This is a genomic window from Methylocystis sp. (assembly GCF_051061285.1).
In the GTDB taxonomy this organism is placed as follows: Bacteria; Pseudomonadota; Alphaproteobacteria; order Rhizobiales; family Beijerinckiaceae; genus Methylocystis.
Genome location: NZ_JBPFEA010000012.1, coordinates 195,948 through 218,343, shown reverse-complemented (window position 1 = coordinate 218,343; position 22,396 = coordinate 195,948). Strand labels below are relative to the sequence as shown.

Below are 22,396 nucleotides of genomic sequence, written 5' to 3'. Positions count from 1 at the left end.
GGGTTCGCAACAGCCGGGCGGCGTTGAATTTCCCGCCATTCCCCCTATGATGCCAAGTAGAAAACCGCGAGAGTGGAAAACCGCGAGCCGCTGCAATGGACGCCGAGCCGAATTCGACCGTTCCGCCAGACTGTGCGCCGCGCAAGCGCGTCGCAGAGTTGCTGGCCGACGCCGGGCTGCGGCCGACCCGTCAGCGGCTGTCGCTCGGCGAGTTGCTGTTTGGGCAGAGCGGCGATCGTCATGTGACGGCGGAGCGGCTCTATGAAGAGGCGCTCGCCGCCAATCTCTCCGTGTCCCTCGCGACTGTGTACAACGCGCTCCACCAGTTCACCCAGGCAGGCCTGCTGCGGGAGATCGCCGTCGACGGCGCCCGGGTGTATTTCGACACCAATACCGCCGACCACCACCATTTTCTTCTCGAAGACGATGGAGAGCTTTACGACATCGCCGGCGCGAATGTCTCGGTCTCCGATCTTCCCCAGCCGCCCGACGGTTTGCGCGTCGCACGCGTAGATGTCGTGGTGCGTCTTCGCCGCGCCTAAGCCCGCCCTATATTCTGGAGACGACACATTTCGAAGCGGCTCGACGTCGCCGCCGGGCCGTCGAGACTTCTTCGAAAACCAGGGCGGGGCGAGAGCAATGTCGCAGCGGGCGACCCAACACGAATCCGAGATTACCTACGCGCAGTTCAAGGCGCTCGCCAATTCCATACCGAATCTCGCCTGGATGGCGCGACCGGATGGTTGGGTGTTTTGGTACAATGACCGGTGGTACGAATATACCGGCACGACTCCCGAGGAGATGGCGGGATGGGGTTGGCAATCGGTACATCATCCGGATGTGCTGCCCAACATGCTGGAGCGCTGGACGCATGCGATCCAGTACGGCGAATTTTTCCAAATGATCTTTCCGCTCAGAGGCGCCGACGGGCTCTACCGGCCATTTCTGACGCGCATCGAACCGCTGCGCGAGAACGGCGCCGTCGTCGGCTGGTTCGGCACGAACACCGACGTCACCGAACAGGAACGCGACCGCGAACGCCTGCAGCTTCTGATCCACGAGCTCAACCATCGCGTCAAGAATACGCTTGCGACGGTTCACTCGATCGCTTTGCATTCGTTGCGCGAGTTGAAGCAGAATTCGGTGGAGCTCTTTGAGAATCGTCTGCTGGCGCTCGCCGCCGTGCATGACGTGCTGACCCGCGAAAACTGGACGAAGGCGCAGGTCGACGAACTCGTGCGTACTGCGATCGCCCCGGCGGGCCAGGAGAATTTCGACGTTTTAGGACCGCCTGTCGACGTCTGCCCGCGCATCGCGGCGGCCCTGGCGATGACGCTGCATGAATTGTGCACGAACGCCGTCAGACACGGATCGCTCTCGGCGCCGAGCGGACGAGTCGCCGTCGAGTGGAGCATTGACGCCAAAGGACGCACGCCTAAGCTCCATCTCGTCTGGCGCGAATATGGCGGACAGCCGATCTCGCCCCCATCGGTCAAAGGATTTGGCATGCGCCTGATCGAGAAAACGCTGGCGTCCGAAGCGGGCGCGCGAATCGCGGTCGAATTCCCCTCCGAAGGATTTTGCTGCGAGATGGACATTCCTCTTGGCGTGGAAGTGCTCAAATGAACGCGCCTCGCGTCCTGATCGTCGAAGACGAGGCCGTGATCGCCATGGCGCTCGAAATGTTTCTCGAGGAGCTTGGCGCGCGAGTCGTCGCCACCGCGGGCAATGTGCAGGAGGCGCTGCAAAAGGCGACGAGCGAAGATTTCGATATCGCCTTTCTCGACGTCAACCTCAATGGCCAGAAGGCTCATGTTCTTCCCGGCGTTCTGGAGCGCCGGCATAAGCCCTTCGCCTTCGTGACCGGTTACGGCGAACAGGGCGTGCTCGAGGCGCATGCCGATGCGCCGGTCGTCGCCAAGCCCTTCAGTCGGGACGCCGTTTCGACGGCGTTGGAGAAACTCAAGAGCCGCCTGCCGGGCGGTCCATCCGGCTGACTATTCAAATTTCTCGCCCGGATAGACGCCCCAGAGATTTTCCTGCTCCATATAGCCGTCAAAGCCCTTGCCGGCGATGCGGCACCATTTGCCGTCGCAGCTGCGCAAATTGCCGATGACGCCGGGGCCGAGCTTGGCCGCGGGCGTCGAATGATCGGCGGCGACGAGTAGTTGCGGCTCCTTTTTCCACGGCGCAACTAAGGCGGTGCGCCGTCCAGAGAGCAGCGAGTGCAGCACCCAGCCTTCGGCGCCTTCGGAATCGCGGATCTTGCGCCAGGTTTCGAATTCGGCGGTGATCTCGACGGGGAGCGCAGCGCGTTCGAAGATCCACAGAGTCGGATGTTCCTTGCTCGGCCCCTCGCGAACATTGACCCGATCCGATTTGAGGCTGACGTAGCGGGGCAAGGGCAGGCCGCTCACCGGGCCCTTCTGCGGCTCCTGAGCGTCGGCGTGCGCTGCGCAAAAAAGCGCGCATAGGAGCGCGGCGAAAACCGCGCGGCGACGCTTTTGGAAAAATTCCTGAGCGTTTGAGAAGGCTGCCGAAATTGGCGCAGATTCTGTATTTATTCGCGACATGGTGGACTGATCGCTCGCTTGTCTTTGGCCCGTCATCTGCTAGGAAGTCGAATGCGTCCGCCGAGGAGGCGTATTGGTTTTGTCGCTGACCGTCGTTAAGACCCGGTTGAAGCCGGCGAAACTCGCCGGCGTCTTTTCATCCGCCGCGGCGACGCGGCGACGATCATAGCGCAATCGCAGAAACGCTGCTGCAACACAACATGAACGCGGAGGCACGACCAGGGATATGCCGAAAAAGAAGCCGCTCGTTGTCGTGTCGCGCCGGCTGCCCGAGGTCATCGAAACCCGCATGTGCGAGCTGTTCGACACGCGCCTCAATGAAAGCGACAAGCCGCTCACGCATGACGAACTCGTCGAGGCCATGCGCACGGCCGACGTGCTGGTGCCGACCATCACCGACCGTATCGATTCCCATCTGATCGCCCAGGCCGGCGAGCAAATGAAGCTGATCGCCAATTTTGGCAATGGCGTCGACAATATCGACGTCGCCTCGGCGCTCGATCGCTCCATCACCGTCACCAACACGCCCGGCGTTCTGACCGAAGACACGGCCGACATGACGATGGCGCTGATCCTTTCGGTGGCGCGTCGTCTCGTCGAAGGCGCGAGCGCCATTCCCGACGGCGCTTGGGCGGGCTGGTCGCCGACCTGGATGCTCGGCCACCGGATCACCGGCAAGAGGCTCGGCATCGTCGGCATGGGCCGGATCGGCCAAGCCTTGGCGCGGCGGGCGAAAAGTTTCGGACTTTCAATTCATTACCATAATCGTCGGCGGGTCTCGGCCGATCTCGAAGAGCAGTTGGAGGCGACCTATTGGGAGTCGCTCGATCAGATGCTGGCGCGAGTCGACGTCGTGTCGATCCACTGTCCGCATACGCCGGCGACCTATCATCTTCTCTCCGCCCGCAGACTGGCGCATCTGCGTTCCCACGCCATTCTGATCAATACAGCGCGCGGCGAAATCGTCGACGAGAACGCATTGGTGCGCATGCTTGAAGCGGATGAGATGGCCGGCGCCGGCCTCGACGTCTTCGAGCATGAACCCGCCGTCTCGCCCAAATTATTGAAACTCGCCAAGGCCGGGAAAGTCACACTGCTCCCGCATATGGGCTCGGCGACCATCGAAAGCCGCATCGATATGGGCGAGAAAGTGATCATCAACATCAAAACCTTCATGGACGGCCACCGGCCGCCTGACCGCGTCCTGCCGAGCATGCTATAAGGCGCTGCGCCGCGGGCCCGGGACCGACTGGCGCGGGTTGCCTTATGGGGAGGATGATTGACGCGATGAACAGGATTTTGCTCGCCTTAGCCGCCTCGCTCTGCGCTATTGCGCTCGCCGCCGCGCCAGCCGACGCCAAGAGCCGCGCAAAACCGCCTCAGGGCGCGGAGCAGAAGCAGCCGGAAGACGAAAACAAGGAGACGGGCGGCATTCCGCGCTATCAGCCGTTCCCGCACAACCAGAACTTCGTGCTCAAGGAGATCAACGGCAAAGCGCCGCCGGTGGAGATGTGGATCTCGATCGACTCAACCGGCCGCGCCAACGGTTTTTCGGGCTGCAAGAACTGGTCGGGCATCTTCATCATCGGCCCCAACCGGCTCGGACCGCGCACCATGCCGGCGGTCAACGAACGCAAATGTGAAGGCCCGCTCGCCGCCTTCGAGCGCGACTATTGGGCGGTCCTGCTCTCGGGCCCCTATTGGGACACGAAGGGCGACGACCTCTTCCTGAAGGGCGCGCAGGGCGGCGTGCTGCATTTCCAGCGCTCGCTCTAAAACTGGCGCGACGGCGGCCCAACGTTCGCGCGTTGAGTGAGATTTCCCGAATCGGCTCTCAAGATTTGGACCGCGACGCTGGCGTCCCGACAGGCCTTCGGCCTGTCGGGAATGAGCGACGATGCGCCGACGATTATTTCACCGGCGACGCGAGCAGCGGACAGGGCGCCTCGTGCAGCACACGCTGCGTCGTCGAGCCGCGCAGCGCCTCCAGCAGGCCCTTTCGGCCACGCGTCGGCATGGCGATCATGTCGGCCTTGATCTCCTGCGCATAGGCGAGAATGGTTTCGACGACGGGGCCGCGGCGCAACTCGATATGCGGCAGCAGCCCTTCAAAAAGCGGCAGATCTTCGCCGACATGCAGCATCATGACGTCGGCGGCCGGGTTGAGGCAATGCGCGACTGCGGTGACGTGGCGGAAGGCGTCGAGCGGCGAGACCGTCGCCTCGACCGGCATCAGCACCGTATTGAGCGAGACGGCGCCCGTCTCCCGGTCGACGAAACCTTTCTGGTCCTCGCGCAGGAACAGCGCCGGCACATGCGTCTCGCGCGCCGTTTCCTCGGCGACCGAGCTGGCGAGCAGACGCTCCAGAGCGGTGCGCGGCCGGGTCATCATCACAAGAAGATCGCACAGATGCCGCTCGACATAGGCGGTGACGCCGGCGACGGGCGATTCCGATTCGACCGACGCCTTGACGATTTTGACGCCGAGCTGTTCGGCCGCCTCGGCGCGCGTCGCGGTCGGCGAGATCATCTTCCAGCGCGCCAGCATTTCGCGCACCTGCGGAAAGCGATCCCAATCGTCCTCCTCGGTCTCGGGCGCTTCGATATGCAGAATGTGCAACATGCTCTTGCAGGCCACGGCGATCCGCAGCGCATGCGCGAAGGCGTCCTGGCTCGCGAAGGAGAGATCGGTGGGATGAACGATTGATTTGGGCGTGTCGCCATTCATCTGCGTTTGCTCCTCTATCCCCTCGCAAAATTATACGCGCCGGCGCGCGTGGCAATGATCTGCTTCGCCGCAGGTTAAATTTGTTCCTTCAGCGCCTTTTGGACCTCTTCGACCAATTCGGCTTCCGGCACCGCGAATTGGGCGGGACGAAGCGCCTTCCATTGCTCGTTGGTGGCGATATTGGCGGCGGCCTTCGCGCCGGCGACGAGATCCTTGATGGTCACCTCGCCGCGCGCTTTTTCGTCGGAGCCCTGGATGATCGCAAGCGGGCTGTTGCGCCGGTCGGCGTATTTCATCTGCGCCTTCATGCCCGCGCCGCCCAGATAGATTTCGGCGGCGATCCCGGCGTTGCGGAGCTGCGCGGCCATTCGCTGATAGTCGGCGAGCCTCTCGCGATCGAGGACCAGCACCACCACGGGGCCGACATGCGGACGCGCCGAGACGATCGGGCTGCCGATGAGCTTTAGGGCCGCGAAGAGCCTCGAGACGCCGATCGAGAAGCCGGTCGCCGGCGTATTTTCCGATCTGAAACGCCCGACGAGCCCGTCGTAACGGCCCCCGCCCCCGACGGAGCCGAAGCGCACGGGATTTCCCTTCTCGTCGCGGGTCTCGAAGGTCAGATCAGCCTCGAAAACGGGGCCGGTGTAATATTCGAGGCCGCGCACGACGGAAGGATCGACGCGGATGCGATCCGGCCCAAAGCCCGCGTCGCGCGCAAGATCCTCGATTTCCAGCAGCTCCTCCGCGCCCTGGGCGCCGACCTCGCTCTTGCCGAGCAGGCCGAAGAGATCGAAGGCCGGCGCGCCGTCCCGATATTGTCCCCCGAGGCTGAAGGACAGGATCGTGTCGATCACCGGCAGAGGGAGCCCCGCGCCCTTGGTGAAATCCCCGCTTTCGTCCTTGCGGCCCTCGCCCAGCAACTGCCGAACGCCGTCGGGGCCCAGCCGGTCGAGCTTATCGATGGCGCGCAGCACGACGAGGCGGCGGCCCGCGTTCTCCTCGCCGGCAAGGCCGATCGACTGCATCACGCCGTCGAGCACCTTGCGGCTGTTGATTTTGATGACGTAGTCGCCGCGCGCGATCCCCAGCCGCTCCATAGCGTCCGCCGCCATCATGCAGATCTCGGCGTCGGCGACCGGCGAGGCGGAGCCGACCGTATCGGCGTCGAACTGCATGAACTGCCGAAACCGCCCCGGCCCCGGCTTCTCGTTCCGGTAGACGTGGCCAACGCGATAGGACCGATAGGGCTTTGGCAGCCGGTCGAAGTTCTGCGCGACGAAACGCGCCAGCGGCGCGGTCAGGTCGTAGCGCAGCGACAGCCACTGCTCGTCGTCGTCCTGAAAGGAGAAGACGCCCTCATTGGGCCGATCCTGGTCGGGCAGGAACTTGCCGAGCGCGTCCGTGTATTCGATCGCCGGCGTCTCGAGCGCCTCGAATCCGTAAAGCTCGTAGACCTCGCGGATGACGTCGAGCATCCGGGCGGTGGCGACGAGTTCGCCGGCCTCGCGGTCAGCGAGCCCGCGCGGCGTTCGCGCTTCAACTTTGGTTTTGGTTTCTTCTTTGGACATAAGCCTGATTGGCCGCGGGATCGGTGGCCCGCGCCTCTAGCGAGAGTTCGGCCGCTCTCTGCGACTCGCTCTTAGGTAAAACGTGCCGCCTTCCTAGCATTTTCCCACCGGGAAGGAAGGGCCGCGCCTTCCGGCCAGAACCGCAAATGCGCCGCGCAGCGGCGGCAATCCGAACTGCCGAAGCCGGCGATGGGGATTGGCAGATCGGTGAGCGCGGCGTTGAGGGCGCATTCGTCGCCCTGTTCCTCGACAAAGGCGCCGAGCAGGCTCGCAGCTGCGGTGAGCTGGTCGATATGCCAGTGCGCCCGCTTATGCGGCCGCATGTGTCGCGCCAATCGCGCCCGCAATCCGCCGGAGCCGCGCGCCGAGCCGCAATAAAGATAATCGCCGGCGGGAAGGGTCGCCGAGTTTTTCCCGATACGAACGTCGAGTGGCGCGCCCAGACGCAAGGCCAGCGCATAGGCCCCAGGCGTCGCTGGGGCTTTTATCCCGGCTGCTATGAAGCGGATCATGGCTCAGTCCGTCCGACGATGCCGCACCCTCAGGAGGTTCGCGATCCCAAGATACAAGCGCCCGAGCTCGTTTATGAGTTTCACAGCCGCACGCACAACTGCGGTAGCGGCGACGATTATCGCCGCGAATCGCAACAGAGTTTCTGAATCGATCATGGAAGCCTGCAATCAGCAAAAAACTGTTTGAAGGCATTTCTTTTGGGGAGCTTTTTAATTCTGGCGTTCGCGCAAGCTAAGTCAACATTGAGCCTGCGCTCTTAGTTTGTTCTCTCGGGAACCGCCTATTTCGAATCAGCTCTATAACTCGGGTACTATCTGTTTTTGGGGTTCTTTTGCCGTTCGCCGCACGTACTCCGACAATTTGGAAAAAACGCTGAAACGGCTGTCAAGCGCCCTGGCTTCGGGGGAGCGACACTTCTTGTTCATAGAATCTTGATTGGCAACCGTTTACTATGATCACGTTCCACTAGCCACAAAAAATCTTTTTCGTTGCAAATACAGCAACAGAATGCGGCGGAAACTCGCGCCGCCGTGCATGCCGCCTAGTTGGCGCAACGTCCCAGGGCGGTTATCCCGTGATGTCACGGCCGGTAGTCGCCGGCACACCGGCAATCAAGCCGATTTAGACTTAGGCGATCATCACTCGCGCCGCGGCCTTTTCGTCGCCCAACAGCTCCAGCGCCTTGCCGACGATCGCCTTGCTGTCGAGCATCGCCTTGGCGATCATCAACTCATGCTTGTCATGGTCGATATAGGCGTCTGGCAGAGTCATGCTGCGGAATTTGAACGCGCCGCGCACGCCGTCCAGCATCCCATCTTCGGAGAGCGCCTGAAAGACCTGGGAGCCAAAACCGCCGATGGATCCCTCTTCGACGACGATAAGCGCCTCGTGGTTGGCGGCGAGCCGGCGCAGCAGGTCACGGTCGATGGGCTTGGCGAAGCGGGCGTCCGCGACGGTGGTCGAGACGCCGTAATTTTCCAGCTCCGCCGCCGCCTTCAGCGAGTCCGCGAGCCGCGTGCCGAGCGAGAGGATCGCGACCTTCGAACCCTCGCGCAGGATACGGCCCTTGCCGATCTCGAGAATGTCGCCACGTTCCGGCAGGTCGACGCCGAGCCCCTCGCCGCGCGGATAGCGGAAGGCGCTCGGGCCGTCATCATAGGCCGCCGCCGTCGCCACCATATGCATCAACTCGCCCTCGTCGGAGGGCGCCATGAGAACGAAACCCGGCAGGCAGCCGAGATAGGCGAGATCGAAAGCGCCGGCATGCGTCGGACCGTCGGCGCCGACGAGGCCGGCGCGGTCGATGGCGAAGCGCACCGGCAGGTTCTGGATCGCCACGTCGTGAACGACCTGATCGTAGCCGCGCTGCAGGAAGGTCGAGTAGAGCGCGCAGAAGGGCTTATAGCCCTCGCAGGCGAGGCCGGCCGCGAAAGTGACGGCGTGCTGCTCGGCGATGGCCACGTCGAAGGTGCGATGCGGGAACGCCTTGCCGAAAATATCGAGGCCGGTGCCCGATGGCATCGCCGCCGTGATGGCGACGATCTTGTCGTCATGTTCGGCTTCGGCGACCAGCGCCTTGGCGAAAATATTCGTATAGGTCGGCGCATTGGCCTTAGGCTTGATCTGGATGCCGGTCGCGACGTCGAATTTATTGACGGCGTGGCATTTGTCGGCCGATTCCTCCGCCGGCCCAAATCCCTTGCCCTTCTGCGTGACGACGTGAACCAGGACAGGCCCGTCGTCCTTGTCGCGGACGTTCTTGAGCACGGGCAGCAAATGGTCGAGGTTGTGGCCGTCGATCGGCCCGACATAATAGAAGCCGAGCTCCTCGAACATCGTGCCGCCGGTGATGAAGCTGCGCGAGAACTCCTCGGCCTTGCGGGCTTTGTCGTAGATGAAACGCGGCAAATGGCTGGCGAGCTGTTTGGCGGCCTCGCGGATCGAGCGGTAGGCGCCGCCCGAAACCAGGCGGGCGAGATAGGCGGACATGGCGCCCGTGGGCGGGGCGATCGACATGTCATTGTCATTCAGAATGACGATCAGGCGAGAGTGCAGCGCCCCGGCGTTGTTCAGCGCCTCATAGGCCATGCCGGCCGACATCGAGCTGTCGCCGATCACCGCCACGACGTGATTGTCGCCATCGGCGAGATCGCGCGCGACGGCCATGCCGAGGCCGGCCGAAATGGAGGTCGACGAATGGCCGGCGCCGAAGGCGTCATATTCGCTTTCGGCGCGCTTGGTGAAGCCGGACAGGCCGCCGCCCATGCGCAGCGTGCGGATGCGGTCGCGCCTACCGGTTAGGATCTTGTGGGGATAGGTCTGGTGGCCGACGTCCCAGATCACCTTGTCCCGCGGCGTGTCGAAAACATAATGCAGGGCGACCGTCAGCTCGACGACGCCCAGGCCCGCGCCAAGATGGCCGCCGGTCACGGACACGGCGTCGATCGTCTCGCGCCGCAAATCCTCCGCGACCTGCTTGAGCTCGTTGGGACGGAGCTTGCGCAGATCTTCGGGGGAGGCGATGCGATCGAGAAGGGGGGTTTTGGATGTCGTCAATGTCTCTACTCTGCTCGTCAACAACAAGCGCCAGAAATCCGAGCATTACCCGTTAATAAGAAGCCCGGCAAACGCGCCGCAGCCTCCATGTCGATTCAGTTCGAGAGTGTTGCCGAGATGCAACGCCGGACGCCGCGGAACCCGGCAGACTTAGTAAGGGGAGTAGCTCTCCATGCCGAAGCCGAAGGACGGCTCCTCGTAAACAGGGCGCGGTCGCCGCGTCATGCGTGGGCGCTCGGCCTCCTGGCGCTCCGCCTCCTGGCGACCGGCCGCGCGGCGGGCGCCGCCGGTGATTTCGATCGTCGCCCCGTGCTTTTCCACCCAATCGAAGAGTTGCCGCGCGTTCGGAACCGCAAGCCGCACGCAGCCGTGGGAGAGCGGACGGCCCAAACCGCGCTCATAGCTCCCGTGAATGGCGAGGCCGCGGGGCGAAAAGAAGATGGCGTAGGGCATCGGCGCCTGATCATATTCGTCGGAATGATGATCGGCCTCCATGCGCATGACGCTGTAGGTTCCGATCGGCGTTTCATATCCTCGGCGGCCGCTGGAGATTTTCCAGTTGACGGTCTCGCCCTGCGGCGTGACCGCCTCGAGCCTTTGCGCCGCAAGGTCGATGCGGACGCGCACCGCGGCGCCGGCAGGGGCCGCCGTGAACAAAACAGCCGCGGCAAGAGCTGCGAATAAACGCGGAACGCTGACCATGCTTGACCTAAACACGCAGACGCCAAATCGTAAAGGCGCGCCGATGGAAGGCGCGGCTTTTGGCGCTTTTCGGTTAATTGGGCTCCTTCGAGCGCCGCGTCCAGCGCAGATGAGGTGTGGTCACGGCGACGGCAATCATTAGCTCCGCGCCGCGTTCCATTTTGGAACAGCAGAGCTCGGACTCGCGCGCGCGACGCGCCTCAGCGGGTCAAAGTGCGTGCGCGGGACGCCGGACTTTCCCTAGCCCGCAAAGAAGCCGATCTTCGTCACGCCCGCGCCCTCGCCTTTTTTTGCTGCATCGCTATAGTGCGCGGGCTCTCCCCTGGGACGAATCGCCGTGACGCCTCCAATGCCGCTCCTCACCCGCCGCCCCTTGGCGGTTCTTGCGCTGGCGCTCGTCGCCGCGAGCCTCGGCGCTTGCGGCCGGCGCGGACCTGTGGAGCTGCCGCCCGAAACTCAGGCGCGCGGGGCGATCCTGCGGGCGGAGGCGGAAGCGAGAGCGGCGCGCGGGGCGCCCCGGCCGGAGGCCGGCGCTCCTGAAACCTCTCTCCCGCCGCCGCCTATTCCGGGCACCATCGGCAATCGACCGCCGGAGCAATATCCCTTCCCGCTCGACCCGCTGCTGTAAGCCGATGCATCTTTTCGACTATCGGAACGGCGCGCTCCACGCCGAGGAGGTCGCCGTGGCGACGCTCGCCGATGAGGTGGGCACGCCCTTTTATTGCTATTCGGCGGCGACGATCCGACGCCACTATCAGGTTTTTTCGCAGGCCTTCGCCGGTCTTGACGCGCTTGTCTGCTACGCCGTGAAGGCCAACTCCAATCAGGCCGTGCTGCGTCTCCTCGCGCGCGAGGGCGCAGGAATGGATGTGGTCTCCGGCGGAGAGCTGGCGCGGGCGCTCGCCGCCGGCGTCGCGCCTGAAAAAATCACCTTTTCCGGCGTCGGCAAGACGGGTGAAGAGATCGCGGCGGCGCTTGGCGCCGGAATCTTCTGTTTCAACGTCGAGTCCGAGCCCGAGCTCGAAGCCCTGTCGCAAGCGGCGATCGCTCTCGGGCGTGCGGCGCGCGTGTCGCTCCGCGTCAATCCGGACGTCGACGCCCGCACCCATAAGAAGATCTCCACCGGCCTCGCCGAAAACAAATTCGGCGTGCCGCTGTCGCGCGCGCGGGAGGTCTATGCCTTCGCCGCCAAGCTCAAGGGAATCGAAATCGCCGGCGCCGACATGCATATCGGCTCCCAGCTCACCGACCTCGCGCCCTTCGACGAGGCCTTTTCGCTGCTCGCCGAACTCGTGCGCGACCTGCGCGCCGACGGGCACGATATCTCGCATGTCGATCTCGGCGGCGGACTGGGGATTCCCTATCACGACGGCGACGATCCGCAGTCCTACCATCCCGACAAATACGCCGAGATCGTGCGCCGGCATTTCGGCGGGCTCGGCTGCAGGCTGGTGCTGGAGCCGGGACGGCTCATCGTCGGCAACGCCGGCATACTCGTGACGCGCGTCATCTATGTGAAGCATGGCGACGCCAAGACCTTCGTGATCGTCGACGCCGGCATGAACGATCTTATCCGTCCGACGCTCTACGACGCCTGGCACGACATCATCCCGGTGCGCCAGAGCGCCGATCGGCCAAAGATCGTCGCCGACGTCGTCGGACCTGTCTGCGAGACGGGCGACTATCTTGCGCATGGTCGCGAGATCGTCGAGCCGCGCGCCGGCGAATTGCTCTGCGTGCTGACCGCCGGCGCCTATGGCGCCGTGCAGTCAGGCGCCTACAATACAAGGCCTCTTGTCCCGGAAGTCTTGGTTGACGGCGATCGCTTCGCGGTGATCCGTCCCCGCCCAAGCGTCGCCGCGCTCATTGCGCAGGATCATGTGCCGGCGTGGCTCTCGTAGCGCGCTGAACGCGCCTGGAGCAGGTTTCGAAAAAGTTGACAGACTTTTTCGATGAGAACCTGCTCCAATTTTGATTTTGAGCGATTCCTTATCGATCACATGATCCATGTGATCGGGAAGCGCTCTAGTGTTTGCGATCGTAAAAGCTTACGAAATCATTCGTCGAGAGCGTCGCGACAATATTCGAATCGTCGTCGAGAATTTCATAGAGCGGGCCTTCACGATCATAGATGGTGAACAACACGACGACGTCCTGATCGCCGCCGCCTTCTCGATGAGGCTCGTCCGCGGCAGGGCTCACGGTGTAACTGCCCGCCGGCCTGACGTCTTTAAGTTCGCCGTTCGCGTGATAGAGCCGATGTTCTCCCTGAATGACGAATGTCTTGTTGAGCGCGCAGTGTCGGTGAAGCACGATCCGCTGATTGGCCGAAAGCTTGAACAGCACATGGAGGACGTTTCGATCGTCGATATCGAGGACCGAAAAAAGCAGATGATCGATTCCATCGAGGCGCTTCCATGCGATATTGCCGTCGTTGAAGGTAAACTGCGACATGATGCGCTCTCTCTCATCGGTGAAGGCGCGCCAATATGACAGGCGCCGCAGCGGCCCGAGAAGGACGCTGGCCTGAAGGGGCTTGGGCAATTTTCCTGACGTCATCCCCCGGACACTGCGGCGGCGCACGAAAGCTCCGCTCAGGACAATGACCAAGCCCTTGTATGGAATTCCGAATCGGGGCAGCCTTGAGCGCGGGCCAGCCGCAAATCTTGAAAAACGCGCCGAATCACTTTCGCTTTCCAGTCCGCAGGGAGAAACGCCGATGTTGTTTGCGATCTATTATGAGATGACGCCCGAACGTCGCGACGAGGTTCTCAAGCGCTTTCAGAAATTCGGCGACGCCGCCCCGAAGGGTATGAAAGTCGTCGGAAACTGGCTTTCCGTCACGCTGCTCGAGGGCTGGAGCATCGTCGAAGCCAATGACATCGCCGATCTCGGCAAGCTCTTCCAATCCTGGACAGACCTCAACGTCAATCACATCACGCCGGTCTTCGACGAAGACGCCGCGCACAGATTCCTCTCAGCCAAGAAGTAACAGACACGCTGCGGAGGGCACCCGCTCGCCGAGGGCTACGCCTGGAAGGCCGCGACGCAGGGCGTCGAGCGGCCGCCTCTCAATAGGCCAGTTCTCCATGAGCGCGGCGATAGTCGCGATACCATTCGACGAGCGCCGCGACGCCGTCGTCGATCGACGTCTGCGGCCGATAGCCCGTGAGGCGCTCTAAGAGATCGGCGCTCGCGAAAGTGCGCGGCACGTCGCCCGGCTGCATGTCGAGATAGTTGCGCTTCGCCTTTTTTCCGAGAGCCCGTTCGATCGTCTCAATAAAATCAAGAAGCCTCACCGGCGCGCCCCGCCCAATGTTCACGACGCGATACGGCGCCACGGGCGACACGCTGTCGTCGCCGCAATCGCGCTCGGGAACGCAATCGATCAGCCGCACGACGCCTTCGACGAGGTCTGCGACATAGGTGAAGTCGCGCGACATGTCGCCATGATTATAGATGTCGATGACACGATCGTTCTCGATCGCGTCGACGAATTTTAACGGGGCCATGTCCGGTCGGCCCCACGGACCGTATACGGTGAAGAAGCGAAACATCGTCGTCGGGATCGACCACAGATGCGCATAGGAATGCGCCATGGCTTCGCCGGCTTTCTTCGTCGCGGCGTAAACGGTCAAAGGGAAATCCGCACGGTCGCTCTCATAGAAGGGCACGCTGGGGCTTGCGCCATAGACCGAGCTCGTCGAGGCGACCAGGAAATGGCGCGGCTTCAGCAGTCGCGCGATCTCCATGACGTTGAAGGCGCCGACGAGATTGGCGTCGACATAGGCGCGGGGATTTTGCAGCGAGTAGCGCACCCCCGCCTGCGCGGCGAGATGAATGATGACGTCCGGCGCGGCCTGTTCGGCGGCGCGGGTCAGCGCTTCCATGTCCTCCAGCATGGCGATCGTGTCGCGATAGCCGTTGGTGCGCAGCAGAATGGCGCGCCGCGCCTCCTTGAGACGAGGATCGTAATAGGGCGTCATGCCGTCGTAGCCGTCCACCAGATGCCCGGCCTCTAACAGGCGCTTCGCCAAGTGAAAGCCGATGAAGCCCGCCGTGCCGGTCACGAAGACGCGCATGAGCCGCCATATTCCCGCGTGATGAAAGCTTCGCCGTCATGGGCGAAGGCGACGCGGCTGTCAACGCAGCCGCGAGCGGCCTTCGCTTCCAGTCCCGCAAGCTATATGTTTTGCACTTGAACAGGAGAAATCGTCATGGTCGCCGCCTCAGGAGCCGACGCGCGAAAGACGATCCACCCGCTGTTTGTCCGGGTGACGCATTGGGTGAACGCTTTCGCGATCTTCGTCATGGTGCTGAGCGGCTGGCGCATCTACAACGCCTCGCCGCTGTTTGGCTTCGAATTTCCGACGGGTTTCACGCTCGGCGGCTGGCTCGCCGGCGCGCTCGCCTGGCATTTCGCGGCGATGTGGCTTTTGGCGCTTAATGGCGTGGCCTATATCGCTTACGGCCTTATTTCAGGTCATTTCCGGACCAGCTTTCTGCCGATTTCGTTGCAAGGCGCGTTCAATGACGTCCTTTTGGCGAGTCGAGGCCGGCTCGATCATGCGCCCGGCCGTTACAATGCGGTTCAGCGCCTGCTCTATATCGGCGTCATTCTTGCCGTGATCGTCGCCATTCTTTCGGGCCTCGCCATCTGGAAGCCTGTGCAGCTTCAAACGCTGACGGCGGCGATAGGCGGCTATGAGGCGGCGCGCCGCGTGCACTTCTTCGCCATGGCCGCGATCGTCGCTTTCCTCGTCGTTCACATCGGACTCGCCGTGAGCGTCAAAGGCGTTCTGGCGCCGATGTTCACCGGCCGCGCCGAGGCGCCGCGATGAAGCCGCCCCCCCGCAGCGAGCGTCTTTCCGCCTTTCGGCCGCAGATCGCGCGGCTCGAGCGCCGGCTCCTTCTCAAGCAAGGCCTGTCGCTTGGCGCGCTGTCGCTCCTCTCTGGCTGCACCTTGAAGGACGACGACGCCGTCGATCGGCTGCTGATCGCGATGTCGCGCTTCAACGACCGCGTTCAGGCGGCGCTTTTCGATCCCGCGAAGCTCGCGCCGACCTATTCGGACGCGGAGGTCACGACGCCTTTCCCCTTCAATGCCTATTACGAGGAAAAGGACGTTCCGTTCGTTGACGGCCAGAGCTATCGACTGCAGCTCTCGGGCCTCATCGCCGACAGGCGCCCCTGGAGCTTAAGCGACTTGCGCGCGCTGCCGCAGTCGAGCCAGATCACCCGCCTCGTCTGCGTCGAGGGCTGGAGCGCGATCGGCAAATGGCGCGGCGTCGCCTTTCGGCATTTTCTCGAACGGATCGGCGCCGACCTCACGGCGCGTTACGTCGGTTTCAAATGCGTCGACAAATATTATTCGAGCATCGACATGCCGGGCGCGCTGCATCCGCAAACGCTGCTGGCGCTTGACTTCACCGACGCCAAATACGGCTACCCGCTGCGCCTACGGCTTCCGACCAAACTCGGATTTAAGAATCCGAAATTCATCGGCGAGATCTTCGTGACGAACGACGATCCTGGGGGCTACTGGGAGGACAAGGGCTACAATTGGTTCAGCGGCTCTTGACCTGCGCCCAGGCCCGCATACCTAAGCTCGACGCTTTCTCGCCACTTTTTTGACGCTCTATAGTCGCGGCGGCAGCTGAGTCGGCGCCCTGACAGCGAGGACACATGACCAATCGTCGACCCTGTGTTAACGGCATTCTCGCGGCGGTCCTGTCCGCCAGCGTTATCCCCCTTCACGGCGCGCTCGCGCAGGAGAAAACTCCGACCGCACAGCGGCCGGCCGTCGGACTTCCCGCCTCTTTGCCGGTCAAGAACGAAGTCTCTGTGGGAGAGGCGGTCAAACCGGAGGAAACGGAAGCAGCCGACGGCGAATGACGCCGCAATTTTTTTAAGACTTCATTAACCAATTCGTCAAACTGCTGCTAACTATGCGAATTCCGTCATGAAATCACCGCAGCGTAGGCGTGGCGGCGACCCAACTTCATCACCGTTGACCGGCCTGATGCCTGCGGGGCGGGCCGGTTGATTCGGCGGGGGCTCTCACTCTGAGGGGACCAACCAGTGATGAACCAGCGACCCTGCGTGAACGGCATATTGGCTGCCGTGCTATCGGCGAGCTTCCTTCCCATTCAAGGCGCGCTTGCCAAGGAAGACAGATCCGCGCACGCGCCCGGCGCCGCGAAACATGCAGCAAAGAAGCCGGCGAAGCCGCCGGCGCCGAAGCAGGACGCGAGCCAACCGACGCCGGACGACCAGGGAGGCGCGGGCGATAAGCCGTAGCGGGCGTCCTCGCGCAAATCGCTAATAATCGACAGCAACAAGGTAAAGACCGTGCGGCGGCGCGACCTGTCCGCAGCGCGCACGGTCTTTCGCCAAGAGCGCCAGCGCCAGATCCTCGACGCGCCACTTGCCGCTGCCGACATGCTCCAGCGAGCCGGCCATCGAGCGCACCTGATTGTGCAGAAAGGAGCGCGCCGAAGCGACGATCTCGATTCGCTCGCCATCGCGGCGCACGTCGAGACGCTCCAGCGTGCGCATCGGCGAATTCGCCTGGCATTCCGAAGCGCGAAAGGTCGTGAAGTCGTGACGGCCGACGAGCGACTGCGCCGCTTCATGCATGGCTTGCGCGTCGAGCGGCCGCTTGACGTGCCAGGCGCGGCCGAGGTTCAGCGCCAAAGGCGCGCGGCGATTGTCGATGACATAAAGATAATGGCGGCGGATCGCGGAAAAGCGCGCTTCGAAATCCTCGCCAACCGCGCGCGCGGCGAGCACCGCGATCGGATCCGGCTTCAGATGCGCATTGATCGCGTCGCGCAGCCGATCGACGCGCCAGTCGCGCGCAAGATCGACATGCGCCATCTGCCCCAGCGCATGCACGCCGGCGTCGGTGCGGCCCGCGCCATGAACGACGGCGCGCGCGCCGCCATTGAGTGCGGCCACGGCCTCTTCGAGGCGCTGCTGCACGGAGACGCCATTCGCCTGCCGCTGCCAGCCGACGAAAGGCCCGCCGTCATATTCGATCGTCAATGCGAAGCGGGGCACGGCGAGATGTCGGAGCCTGTTTTGAATTTGGGGTTTTTCATGAACGGAACACGAAGTCACTTCACCCGTGCGGCTCTAGCAAACGCGAAACGCACGCGACATATTGCGCAGCGCTCTCGATCGCTTGACCGGCCTCAGATAGGCTGACGCCCACGTCGTCGCCAATTGCATAGTCAGCCATGGCCTTGAGATTGTATGCGCGCGCCAAAAAAGCGGCGAAGCTCTCTCGATGCGCGGGTCGTCCTTGGCGAGGCGCGCGAATTCGCTGCGAACGCCATTATGACTTTTCGCGGCCTTGCCCGTGCGTTCGAAAATGAATGCCTGCGCAGCGTGATAGGCGGCATGATAAGCAGCTCGACCTGCCGCCTCGGCAAGATCGTTAGCGAGGACGATCCGGGCCTCCTTCAAGGCCTGTTGCGCTTTGGCGAGATATGCAAAAGTTTCGGGCTGCGTCACAGATCGACGCCATCGCGCCGAAGCTCCTGCATGAGCGGCGTGCGAGCGCCATAGGCTCCGGCGGAAAAGGGCAGCGCGTTGATGACTGCGCCGGTGTCATAAAGAATGTCGGTCTCGATCTCGGCGAGGCGCCCGCTTTCTTGCCAGAAGCTCTCCTGCTCTCTCAGAAAAACCGCGACGTCGTAGTCAGAATCAGGCCGCGCGTCGCCGCGCGCCCGCGAGCCGAACAGAACGGCGCGCTCCAACCGCTCGCCATAGGTCCGGGCGAGCGCGGCGCGGAATCGTGCGAGAATGGGATCGGCAGGCGCCGGCTTCGTCATGCGTGAAGCCTGCCATAACCACACTGAATTTCACACCGGATTTCAGCAGCAGTCGATCGATGAGCATGCAGGCCCACTATGGAACTTCCCCTGCGCCCTGAGCGCGAGCGACCAGCACAGAGCCAAGCCCGAGTTTTCTTCCGCGCAAAAACTCCTCAATGCCCATTTCGCCCTTGCCGGCGCGTTGCACGCGCAGCAGCCGCAGCGCGCCCGCGCCGCAGGCGATGAGCCCGGCGTCGTCGAGCGCGGCGCCTGGCGCTCCCGCGCCCTCCTCGACCCGCGCGCGCAAAACCTTCACGCGCTCGAAGCCATGGCCGAGATCGGCTTCGAAAAAAGCGCCCGGAAAGGGGGAGAGGCCGCGCACGAGATCATGGAGGTCTTGCGCCGATCGGCGCCAATCGAGCCGCGCTTCAGCCTTCTCGATCTTTCGCGCATAGCAGGCGCCGTCCTCGGCCTGCGGCGTAAAGCGCAGTTCGCCTTTCGCCAGCAGATCGAGGGCCTGCGCCATCAGCGGCGCGCCGAGCTCGGCGAGACGGTCGTGCAACTCGCCCGCCGTCATCTCGGCGCCGATCGGCGTTTTCGCCGTCAAGGCGACGGGACCAGTGTCGAGACCGGCCTCCATCTTCATCACCATGACGCCGCTCTCGGCGTCGCCCGCCATGATCGCGCGCTGAATCGGCGCCGCGCCGCGCCAACGCGGCAGCAGCGATCCATGCAGGTTGAGGCAGCCATATCGCGGCGCGTCGAGGATCGGCTGAGGCAGTAGCAGCCCATAGGCGGCGACGACGGCGACATCGGCGTCAAGCGCGGCGAAGTCCGCCTGCGCGTCGGCGCTTTTCAGGCTTTTGGGCGCGCGAACGGGAAAGCCGAGGCTCGCCGCCAAGAGGTGGACGGCGGACTGTTTCTCCGCCATGCCGCGTCCAGCGGGTCGCGGCGGCTGCGTGTAGACCGCCGCGATCTCATGGCCGCGAGAAATGATTTCCTTGAGCAGGCGGGCTGCGAAGTCCGGCGTGCCCATGAAGACGACGCGCATTTTGTCGCGCAATCGTCAGGCTCCGGCTTGTTCCGACTGACGCTCCGTGGCGGCGCGATGCTGGGCGGCTATCTCGTCGTGGCGCGCCGCCTTGTTGAACTTCTTGACGACGCGCTCGCGCTTTAAGCGCGACAGATGGTCGATGAAGAGCCCGCCTTCGAGATGATCCAGCTCATGCTGCACCACGGTCGCGAGCAGCCCTTCGGCGTCGAATTCCTGGATCGCGCCGTCCCGGTTGAGATGACGCAGGCGCACCCGCGCCGGCCGCTTCACGTCCTCGAAATAGTCGGGCACGGACAGGCAGCCTTCCTGATAGAAGCTTAATTCCTCCGACGCCCAGATGATTTCCGGGTTGATGAGGAAGAGCGGCGAACGCGTCTCCTCGGTCTTGCCAGTGTCGACGACGACGATGCGCTTGGCCACTGCGACCTGGATCGCCGCGAGGCCGACGCCGGGCGCCTCGTACATCGTCTCCAGCATGTCGTCGAGCAGACGCCGCACCTCCGCGTCGACACGGTCGACAGGTTCGGAAATCTTTCGCAGCAGCGGATCCGGAAGAGTGATGATCGGCAGAATGGCCATTGTGTTTCGCCGTGGCACTTTTGCGTTTCCATGAGATAGGCGCGACCGGCGCGTCCGTCAAATCGAAAGGGAGCGGCGCGTCTTTGCCTCGGCGGCAAAGGCGGCTAACATGCAAGGGCAAAAAATGATCGCCGCCGCGCGGAGCGGCGCGCCACGCTGGAGAGCGCGCGCCATGTCTTTGCTGATTTTTCTGGGCCTCGTCGCCGCCGTCGCCTTCTGGCTGGTCAGCGTTTACAACGGCCTCGTGTCGTTGCGCCAGCGCAGCAAGCAGGCCTTTTCCGACGTTAATGTGCAGCTCAAGCAGCGCCACGATCTCGTGCCCAATCTGGTCGAGACGGTGAAGGGCTACGCCACCCATGAGAAAAGCACGCTGGATGACGTGGTCAAGGCGCGCAACGCCGCGGTGACCGCGCAGGGCCCGGCGCAGATAGGGGCGGCCGAGGGCGTGCTGACCGGCGCGCTCTCGCGGCTGATCGCGCTGTCGGAAGCCTATCCGGATCTGAAGGCGAACCAGAATTTCCAGCAGCTGCAGAGCGAGCTGTCGGACATCGAAAACAAGATTTCCGCGGCGCGGCGCTTCCTGAACAATACCGTCGCCGAATACAACGCCACGCGGGAGGGCTTTCCCGGTTTCCTGATTGCGCAGCGCTTCGGCTTCGAGCCGCTAGATTATTTCGAGTTGGACGAAGCGCAGCAGAAGGCGATCGAAACCCCGCCGAAGGTGGAGTTCTAGGCGCGCGAGCGAAAGCGCCGCTCCTTCCAAAGAATCGCGGCCATCTTTTGGAGTAGCGCCTCACCGGCGATCAGGAACACGATGTTCAAAGCCTACGGCCTTTATTCCCACATTCGCGCCAACGAACTGCGCTCGGCATTCCTGCTCGCCGGCTTCGTCGTTCTGCTTCTCGCGCTGATGTTCTCCTTCGCGCTGCTGATCGAGGCGATGAGCGCGCGGCCTGGCGCGCCTTTCGACTACATCCTGACGCTCGCGGTGGATGATCTGAAACGCGGCTGGCCGATCGGCGTCGTCGCGGCGGGCGTCTGGTTCGTCATCGCCTATCTCTTCCATCAGAAGATGATCGACTTCGCCACCGGGGCCGCGAACCTGTCGCGCGCCGAATCGCCGCGCGTTTACAATCTGCTCGAAAATCTCTGCATCTCCCGCGGCGTGCCGATTCCCGCCCTGCAGCTCATTGAGAGCGACGCGCTCAACGCCTACGCTTCCGGGCTCAAAGAGGGACAGTACAAGATCGCGGTGACCCGCGGTCTGACGCGCTATCTGACCGACGCCGAGCTCGAGGCGGTTCTCGCGCATGAGCTGACCCATATTCGCAACCGCGACGTTCAGCTTCTCGTGATCGCCGTGATTTTCGCCGGCATTTTCGCCTTCGTCGCCGATCTGACGATCCGCCGCTGGGATTTTCCTTTCGGCTTCTCGCCGCATCGCCCCGAGAGCGACAATGGCCGAAGAGGCAATGGCGGCGCGGCGCTCGCCATTCTCATCGCGCTGTTCATCATCGCGCTGAGCTGGGGCGCCTCCGTGCTGATCCGCTTCGCGCTGTCGCGCTCGCGCGAGTTCCTCGCCGACGCCGGCAGCGTCGAACTGACGAAGAACCCCGACGCGATGATCTCGGCGCTACGCAAGATCGAAGCGCATGCGGCGATTCCGAACATGCCCTCGCGCATGCAGTATTTCTTCATCGAAACGCCGGCGCTGCATCCGGAGTTCGGCTGGTTTGCGACCCATCCGAGCGTCGACGCGCGTGTCGCGGCTCTCGTTGAATTCGGCGGCGGCCGAGACGTGTCGGTCGCCGCTTTAGGAGAAGAACGCGAGGCGATCGATGCGCCGCGCGACGATGAGGCCGCCTTCCTGCCCAAGGACGGGCGCCATCCGCTCTGGCCGCCGCGCGGTCCCTGGGGCAGCGCCAGGCGCTGATCAGCGCGCCGCCTCGCGGATCGAAGAGAAAATTCAAGAGCGCCGTCTTTTCGGCGACGCCGATCTTCGATGTCAGCCATCCAATCCAGCGGCCAATGTCGCCCGTCTATGTGCCGACTCCCCGGAGAGCCTTAGCGTCTTGCCGGGAAATTCGACGCTGCCGCATCGCTCGTCTCTTCGGAGAGAGACTGTGCTTCGAAATTACAATAAATACAAAGTAACAATATCTATAATTACATACATTCCAAAATATAGGAATTTTATGATCAATAGATTTTCGCTATACACCGGTCATCAGCAGCGTCTGCTTCGTTAGAGCGGCTTTTTCGGCTTTCTCTTAGCTTAACCGCTGACTTCATCGTCCAATTCG

27 protein-coding genes are annotated in these 22,396 nt (G+C 63.1%); 14 read left to right on the top strand and 13 right to left on the bottom strand.

Translation table 11 applies throughout. From position 1 onward, the window contains the following. The first annotated feature begins 95 nt into the window (after nucleotides 1–95). The 3 genes from irrA (at nucleotide 96) to ACR65T_RS04925 (ending at nucleotide 1,997) form a co-directional block, all read left to right on the top strand. Entirely contained in the window at nucleotides 96–542 is a 447-nt protein-coding gene (gene irrA / locus ACR65T_RS04935; protein ID WP_014891798.1) for an iron response transcriptional regulator IrrA, read from the top strand. 97 nt (nucleotides 543–639) lie between these two features. After that, entirely contained in the window at nucleotides 640–1,626 is a 987-nt protein-coding gene (locus ACR65T_RS04930; protein WP_434495431.1) for a sensor histidine kinase, read from the top strand. Next, nucleotides 1,623–1,997 (top strand): response regulator, encoded by a 375-nt coding sequence (locus ACR65T_RS04925; RefSeq protein ID WP_434495430.1) that lies wholly within the window; start codon nucleotides 1,623–1,625, stop codon nucleotides 1,995–1,997. The genes ACR65T_RS04930 and ACR65T_RS04925 overlap by 4 nt, the downstream gene beginning before the upstream one ends. On the opposite strand, the gene ACR65T_RS04920 is transcribed toward ACR65T_RS04925, so the two are convergent. Beyond that, nucleotides 1,998–2,609, bottom strand: coding sequence for an SH3 domain-containing protein (locus tag ACR65T_RS04920; protein ID WP_434495429.1), 612 nt, complete (start codon nucleotides 2,607–2,609; stop codon nucleotides 1,998–2,000). Nucleotides 2,610–2,799: 190 nt separating this feature from the next. Here ACR65T_RS04920 and ACR65T_RS04915 point away from each other — a divergent pair, with 190 nt between their 5' ends. Both ACR65T_RS04915 and ACR65T_RS04910 read left to right on the top strand, forming a co-directional pair. Next, on the top strand, nucleotides 2,800–3,795 hold the full coding sequence (locus tag ACR65T_RS04915) for a 2-hydroxyacid dehydrogenase (protein ID WP_434495428.1): 996 nt from the start codon (nucleotides 2,800–2,802) through the stop codon (nucleotides 3,793–3,795). A gap of 65 nt (nucleotides 3,796–3,860) precedes the next feature. Then, on the top strand, nucleotides 3,861–4,349 hold the full coding sequence (locus ACR65T_RS04910) for an META domain-containing protein (RefSeq protein ID WP_434495427.1): 489 nt from the start codon (nucleotides 3,861–3,863) through the stop codon (nucleotides 4,347–4,349). 133 nt (nucleotides 4,350–4,482) lie between these two features. Here the strand turns inward: ACR65T_RS04910 and ACR65T_RS04905 are convergent, their stop codons facing one another. The 5 genes from ACR65T_RS04905 to ACR65T_RS04885 form a co-directional block, all read right to left on the bottom strand. Then, nucleotides 4,483–5,301 carry a universal stress protein gene (locus ACR65T_RS04905; RefSeq protein WP_434495426.1) on the bottom strand — a complete coding sequence of 273 codons (819 nt, stop codon included), beginning with the start codon at nucleotides 5,299–5,301 and terminating at the stop codon, nucleotides 4,483–4,485. A 74-nt stretch (nucleotides 5,302–5,375) separates the two neighbouring features. Beyond that, entirely contained in the window at nucleotides 5,376–6,869 is a 1,494-nt protein-coding gene (gene hisS / locus ACR65T_RS04900) for a histidine--tRNA ligase (RefSeq protein WP_434495425.1), read from the bottom strand. Nucleotides 6,870–6,940: 71 nt separating this feature from the next. Further along, nucleotides 6,941–7,381, bottom strand: a complete 441-nt coding sequence (locus ACR65T_RS04895) for a GIY-YIG nuclease family protein (protein WP_434495424.1) — start codon at nucleotides 7,379–7,381, stop codon at nucleotides 6,941–6,943. Between the two features lie 628 nt (nucleotides 7,382–8,009). Next, nucleotides 8,010–9,938 (bottom strand): 1-deoxy-D-xylulose-5-phosphate synthase, encoded by a 1,929-nt coding sequence (gene dxs / locus ACR65T_RS04890; protein WP_434495423.1) that lies wholly within the window; start codon nucleotides 9,936–9,938, stop codon nucleotides 8,010–8,012. A 150-nt stretch (nucleotides 9,939–10,088) separates the two neighbouring features. Continuing rightward, nucleotides 10,089–10,595, bottom strand: a complete 507-nt coding sequence (locus ACR65T_RS04885; RefSeq protein WP_434495422.1) for a L,D-transpeptidase — start codon at nucleotides 10,593–10,595, stop codon at nucleotides 10,089–10,091. Between the two features lie 382 nt (nucleotides 10,596–10,977). Here ACR65T_RS04885 and lptM point away from each other — a divergent pair, with 382 nt between their 5' ends. Together lptM and lysA are read left to right on the top strand one after the other, a co-directional pair. Then, complete coding sequence (gene lptM, locus ACR65T_RS04880) at nucleotides 10,978–11,268, top strand: LPS translocon maturation chaperone LptM (protein ID WP_434495421.1); 291 nt, start codon at nucleotides 10,978–10,980, stop codon at nucleotides 11,266–11,268. A gap of 4 nt (nucleotides 11,269–11,272) precedes the next feature. Then, on the top strand, nucleotides 11,273–12,541 hold the full coding sequence (gene lysA, locus ACR65T_RS04875) for a diaminopimelate decarboxylase (RefSeq protein ID WP_434495420.1): 1,269 nt from the start codon (nucleotides 11,273–11,275) through the stop codon (nucleotides 12,539–12,541). A gap of 124 nt (nucleotides 12,542–12,665) precedes the next feature. On the opposite strand, the gene ACR65T_RS04870 is transcribed toward lysA, so the two are convergent. Continuing rightward, nucleotides 12,666–13,094 (bottom strand): regulator, encoded by a 429-nt coding sequence (locus ACR65T_RS04870; RefSeq protein WP_434495419.1) that lies wholly within the window; start codon nucleotides 13,092–13,094, stop codon nucleotides 12,666–12,668. A gap of 265 nt (nucleotides 13,095–13,359) precedes the next feature. Here ACR65T_RS04870 and ACR65T_RS04865 point away from each other — a divergent pair, with 265 nt between their 5' ends. Beyond that, nucleotides 13,360–13,632 (top strand): DUF3303 domain-containing protein, encoded by a 273-nt coding sequence (locus ACR65T_RS04865; protein ID WP_434495418.1) that lies wholly within the window; start codon nucleotides 13,360–13,362, stop codon nucleotides 13,630–13,632. Between the two features lie 79 nt (nucleotides 13,633–13,711). On the opposite strand, the gene ACR65T_RS04860 is transcribed toward ACR65T_RS04865, so the two are convergent. Beyond that, nucleotides 13,712–14,722, bottom strand: coding sequence for an NAD-dependent epimerase/dehydratase family protein (locus tag ACR65T_RS04860; protein WP_434495417.1), 1,011 nt, complete (start codon nucleotides 14,720–14,722; stop codon nucleotides 13,712–13,714). A gap of 135 nt (nucleotides 14,723–14,857) precedes the next feature. Here ACR65T_RS04860 and ACR65T_RS04855 point away from each other — a divergent pair, with 135 nt between their 5' ends. From ACR65T_RS04855 to ACR65T_RS04840, 4 genes are all read left to right on the top strand, one after another. Continuing rightward, nucleotides 14,858–15,481 (top strand): cytochrome b/b6 domain-containing protein, encoded by a 624-nt coding sequence (locus tag ACR65T_RS04855; protein WP_434495416.1) that lies wholly within the window; start codon nucleotides 14,858–14,860, stop codon nucleotides 15,479–15,481. Further along, entirely contained in the window at nucleotides 15,478–16,221 is a 744-nt protein-coding gene (locus tag ACR65T_RS04850; RefSeq protein WP_434495415.1) for a molybdopterin-dependent oxidoreductase, read from the top strand. The genes ACR65T_RS04855 and ACR65T_RS04850 overlap by 4 nt, the downstream gene beginning before the upstream one ends. A gap of 104 nt (nucleotides 16,222–16,325) precedes the next feature. After that, nucleotides 16,326–16,535 carry a hypothetical protein gene (locus ACR65T_RS04845; RefSeq protein WP_434495414.1) on the top strand — a complete coding sequence of 70 codons (210 nt, stop codon included), beginning with the start codon at nucleotides 16,326–16,328 and terminating at the stop codon, nucleotides 16,533–16,535. A 189-nt stretch (nucleotides 16,536–16,724) separates the two neighbouring features. Next, entirely contained in the window at nucleotides 16,725–16,940 is a 216-nt protein-coding gene (locus ACR65T_RS04840; protein WP_434495413.1) for a hypothetical protein, read from the top strand. A gap of 21 nt (nucleotides 16,941–16,961) precedes the next feature. Here the strand turns inward: ACR65T_RS04840 and truA are convergent, their stop codons facing one another. The 5 genes from truA to def form a co-directional block, all read right to left on the bottom strand. After that, the gene (truA, locus tag ACR65T_RS04835; protein WP_434495412.1) at nucleotides 16,962–17,702 is read right to left on the bottom strand and encodes a tRNA pseudouridine(38-40) synthase TruA; all 741 of its coding nucleotides are present in this window, start codon (nucleotides 17,700–17,702) and stop codon (nucleotides 16,962–16,964) included. A 75-nt stretch (nucleotides 17,703–17,777) separates the two neighbouring features. Continuing rightward, nucleotides 17,778–18,158, bottom strand: coding sequence for a HEPN domain-containing protein (locus tag ACR65T_RS04830; RefSeq protein ID WP_434495411.1), 381 nt, complete (start codon nucleotides 18,156–18,158; stop codon nucleotides 17,778–17,780). Further along, nucleotides 18,155–18,478, bottom strand: a complete 324-nt coding sequence (locus ACR65T_RS04825; RefSeq protein WP_123174589.1) for a nucleotidyltransferase domain-containing protein — start codon at nucleotides 18,476–18,478, stop codon at nucleotides 18,155–18,157. The genes ACR65T_RS04830 and ACR65T_RS04825 overlap by 4 nt, the downstream gene beginning before the upstream one ends. 76 nt (nucleotides 18,479–18,554) lie before the next feature. Further along, nucleotides 18,555–19,511, bottom strand: a complete 957-nt coding sequence (fmt, locus tag ACR65T_RS04820; RefSeq protein ID WP_434495458.1) for a methionyl-tRNA formyltransferase — start codon at nucleotides 19,509–19,511, stop codon at nucleotides 18,555–18,557. Between the two features lie 15 nt (nucleotides 19,512–19,526). Next, nucleotides 19,527–20,093, bottom strand: coding sequence for a peptide deformylase (gene def, locus ACR65T_RS04815; protein WP_434495410.1), 567 nt, complete (start codon nucleotides 20,091–20,093; stop codon nucleotides 19,527–19,529). A gap of 172 nt (nucleotides 20,094–20,265) precedes the next feature. On the opposite strand from def, the gene ACR65T_RS04810 reads away from it, so the two are divergent. Both ACR65T_RS04810 and ACR65T_RS04805 read left to right on the top strand, forming a co-directional pair. Further along, the gene (locus ACR65T_RS04810) at nucleotides 20,266–20,826 is read left to right on the top strand and encodes a LemA family protein (RefSeq protein ID WP_434495409.1); all 561 of its coding nucleotides are present in this window, start codon (nucleotides 20,266–20,268) and stop codon (nucleotides 20,824–20,826) included. Between the two features lie 81 nt (nucleotides 20,827–20,907). Continuing rightward, nucleotides 20,908–22,026 (top strand): M48 family metallopeptidase, encoded by a 1,119-nt coding sequence (locus tag ACR65T_RS04805; RefSeq protein WP_434495408.1) that lies wholly within the window; start codon nucleotides 20,908–20,910, stop codon nucleotides 22,024–22,026. Nucleotides 22,027–22,396 lie beyond the last annotated feature (370 nt).

What these genes read in the sequence shown, in the direction of transcription:
- hisS (WP_434495425.1), bottom strand. Translation starts at nt 6,869, where the DNA reads ATGTCCAAAGAAGAAACCAAAACCAAAGTTGAAGCGCGAACGCCGCGC.
- irrA (WP_014891798.1), top strand. Translation starts at nt 96, where the DNA reads ATGGACGCCGAGCCGAATTCGACCGTTCCGCCAGACTGTGCGCCGCGC.
- ACR65T_RS04895 (WP_434495424.1), bottom strand. Translation starts at nt 7,381, where the DNA reads ATGATCCGCTTCATAGCAGCCGGGATAAAAGCCCCAGCGACGCCTGGG.
- ACR65T_RS04855 (WP_434495416.1), top strand. Translation starts at nt 14,858, where the DNA reads ATGGTCGCCGCCTCAGGAGCCGACGCGCGAAAGACGATCCACCCGCTG.
- ACR65T_RS04805 (WP_434495408.1), top strand. Translation starts at nt 20,908, where the DNA reads ATGTTCAAAGCCTACGGCCTTTATTCCCACATTCGCGCCAACGAACTG.
- ACR65T_RS04845 (WP_434495414.1), top strand. Translation starts at nt 16,326, where the DNA reads ATGACCAATCGTCGACCCTGTGTTAACGGCATTCTCGCGGCGGTCCTG.
- ACR65T_RS04930 (WP_434495431.1), top strand. Translation starts at nt 640, where the DNA reads ATGTCGCAGCGGGCGACCCAACACGAATCCGAGATTACCTACGCGCAG.
- ACR65T_RS04825 (WP_123174589.1), bottom strand. Translation starts at nt 18,478, where the DNA reads ATGACGAAGCCGGCGCCTGCCGATCCCATTCTCGCACGATTCCGCGCC.
- def (WP_434495410.1), bottom strand. Translation starts at nt 20,093, where the DNA reads ATGGCCATTCTGCCGATCATCACTCTTCCGGATCCGCTGCTGCGAAAG.
- ACR65T_RS04860 (WP_434495417.1), bottom strand. Translation starts at nt 14,722, where the DNA reads ATGCGCGTCTTCGTGACCGGCACGGCGGGCTTCATCGGCTTTCACTTG.
- lysA (WP_434495420.1), top strand. Translation starts at nt 11,273, where the DNA reads ATGCATCTTTTCGACTATCGGAACGGCGCGCTCCACGCCGAGGAGGTC.
- ACR65T_RS04920 (WP_434495429.1), bottom strand. Translation starts at nt 2,609, where the DNA reads ATGACGGGCCAAAGACAAGCGAGCGATCAGTCCACCATGTCGCGAATA.
- ACR65T_RS04905 (WP_434495426.1), bottom strand. Translation starts at nt 5,301, where the DNA reads ATGAATGGCGACACGCCCAAATCAATCGTTCATCCCACCGATCTCTCC.
- ACR65T_RS04910 (WP_434495427.1), top strand. Translation starts at nt 3,861, where the DNA reads ATGAACAGGATTTTGCTCGCCTTAGCCGCCTCGCTCTGCGCTATTGCG.
- ACR65T_RS04870 (WP_434495419.1), bottom strand. Translation starts at nt 13,094, where the DNA reads ATGTCGCAGTTTACCTTCAACGACGGCAATATCGCATGGAAGCGCCTC.
- ACR65T_RS04865 (WP_434495418.1), top strand. Translation starts at nt 13,360, where the DNA reads ATGTTGTTTGCGATCTATTATGAGATGACGCCCGAACGTCGCGACGAG.
- ACR65T_RS04925 (WP_434495430.1), top strand. Translation starts at nt 1,623, where the DNA reads ATGAACGCGCCTCGCGTCCTGATCGTCGAAGACGAGGCCGTGATCGCC.
- ACR65T_RS04840 (WP_434495413.1), top strand. Translation starts at nt 16,725, where the DNA reads ATGAACCAGCGACCCTGCGTGAACGGCATATTGGCTGCCGTGCTATCG.
- ACR65T_RS04810 (WP_434495409.1), top strand. Translation starts at nt 20,266, where the DNA reads ATGTCTTTGCTGATTTTTCTGGGCCTCGTCGCCGCCGTCGCCTTCTGG.
- ACR65T_RS04850 (WP_434495415.1), top strand. Translation starts at nt 15,478, where the DNA reads ATGAAGCCGCCCCCCCGCAGCGAGCGTCTTTCCGCCTTTCGGCCGCAG.
- ACR65T_RS04915 (WP_434495428.1), top strand. Translation starts at nt 2,800, where the DNA reads ATGCCGAAAAAGAAGCCGCTCGTTGTCGTGTCGCGCCGGCTGCCCGAG.
- fmt (WP_434495458.1), bottom strand. Translation starts at nt 19,511, where the DNA reads ATGCGCGTCGTCTTCATGGGCACGCCGGACTTCGCAGCCCGCCTGCTC.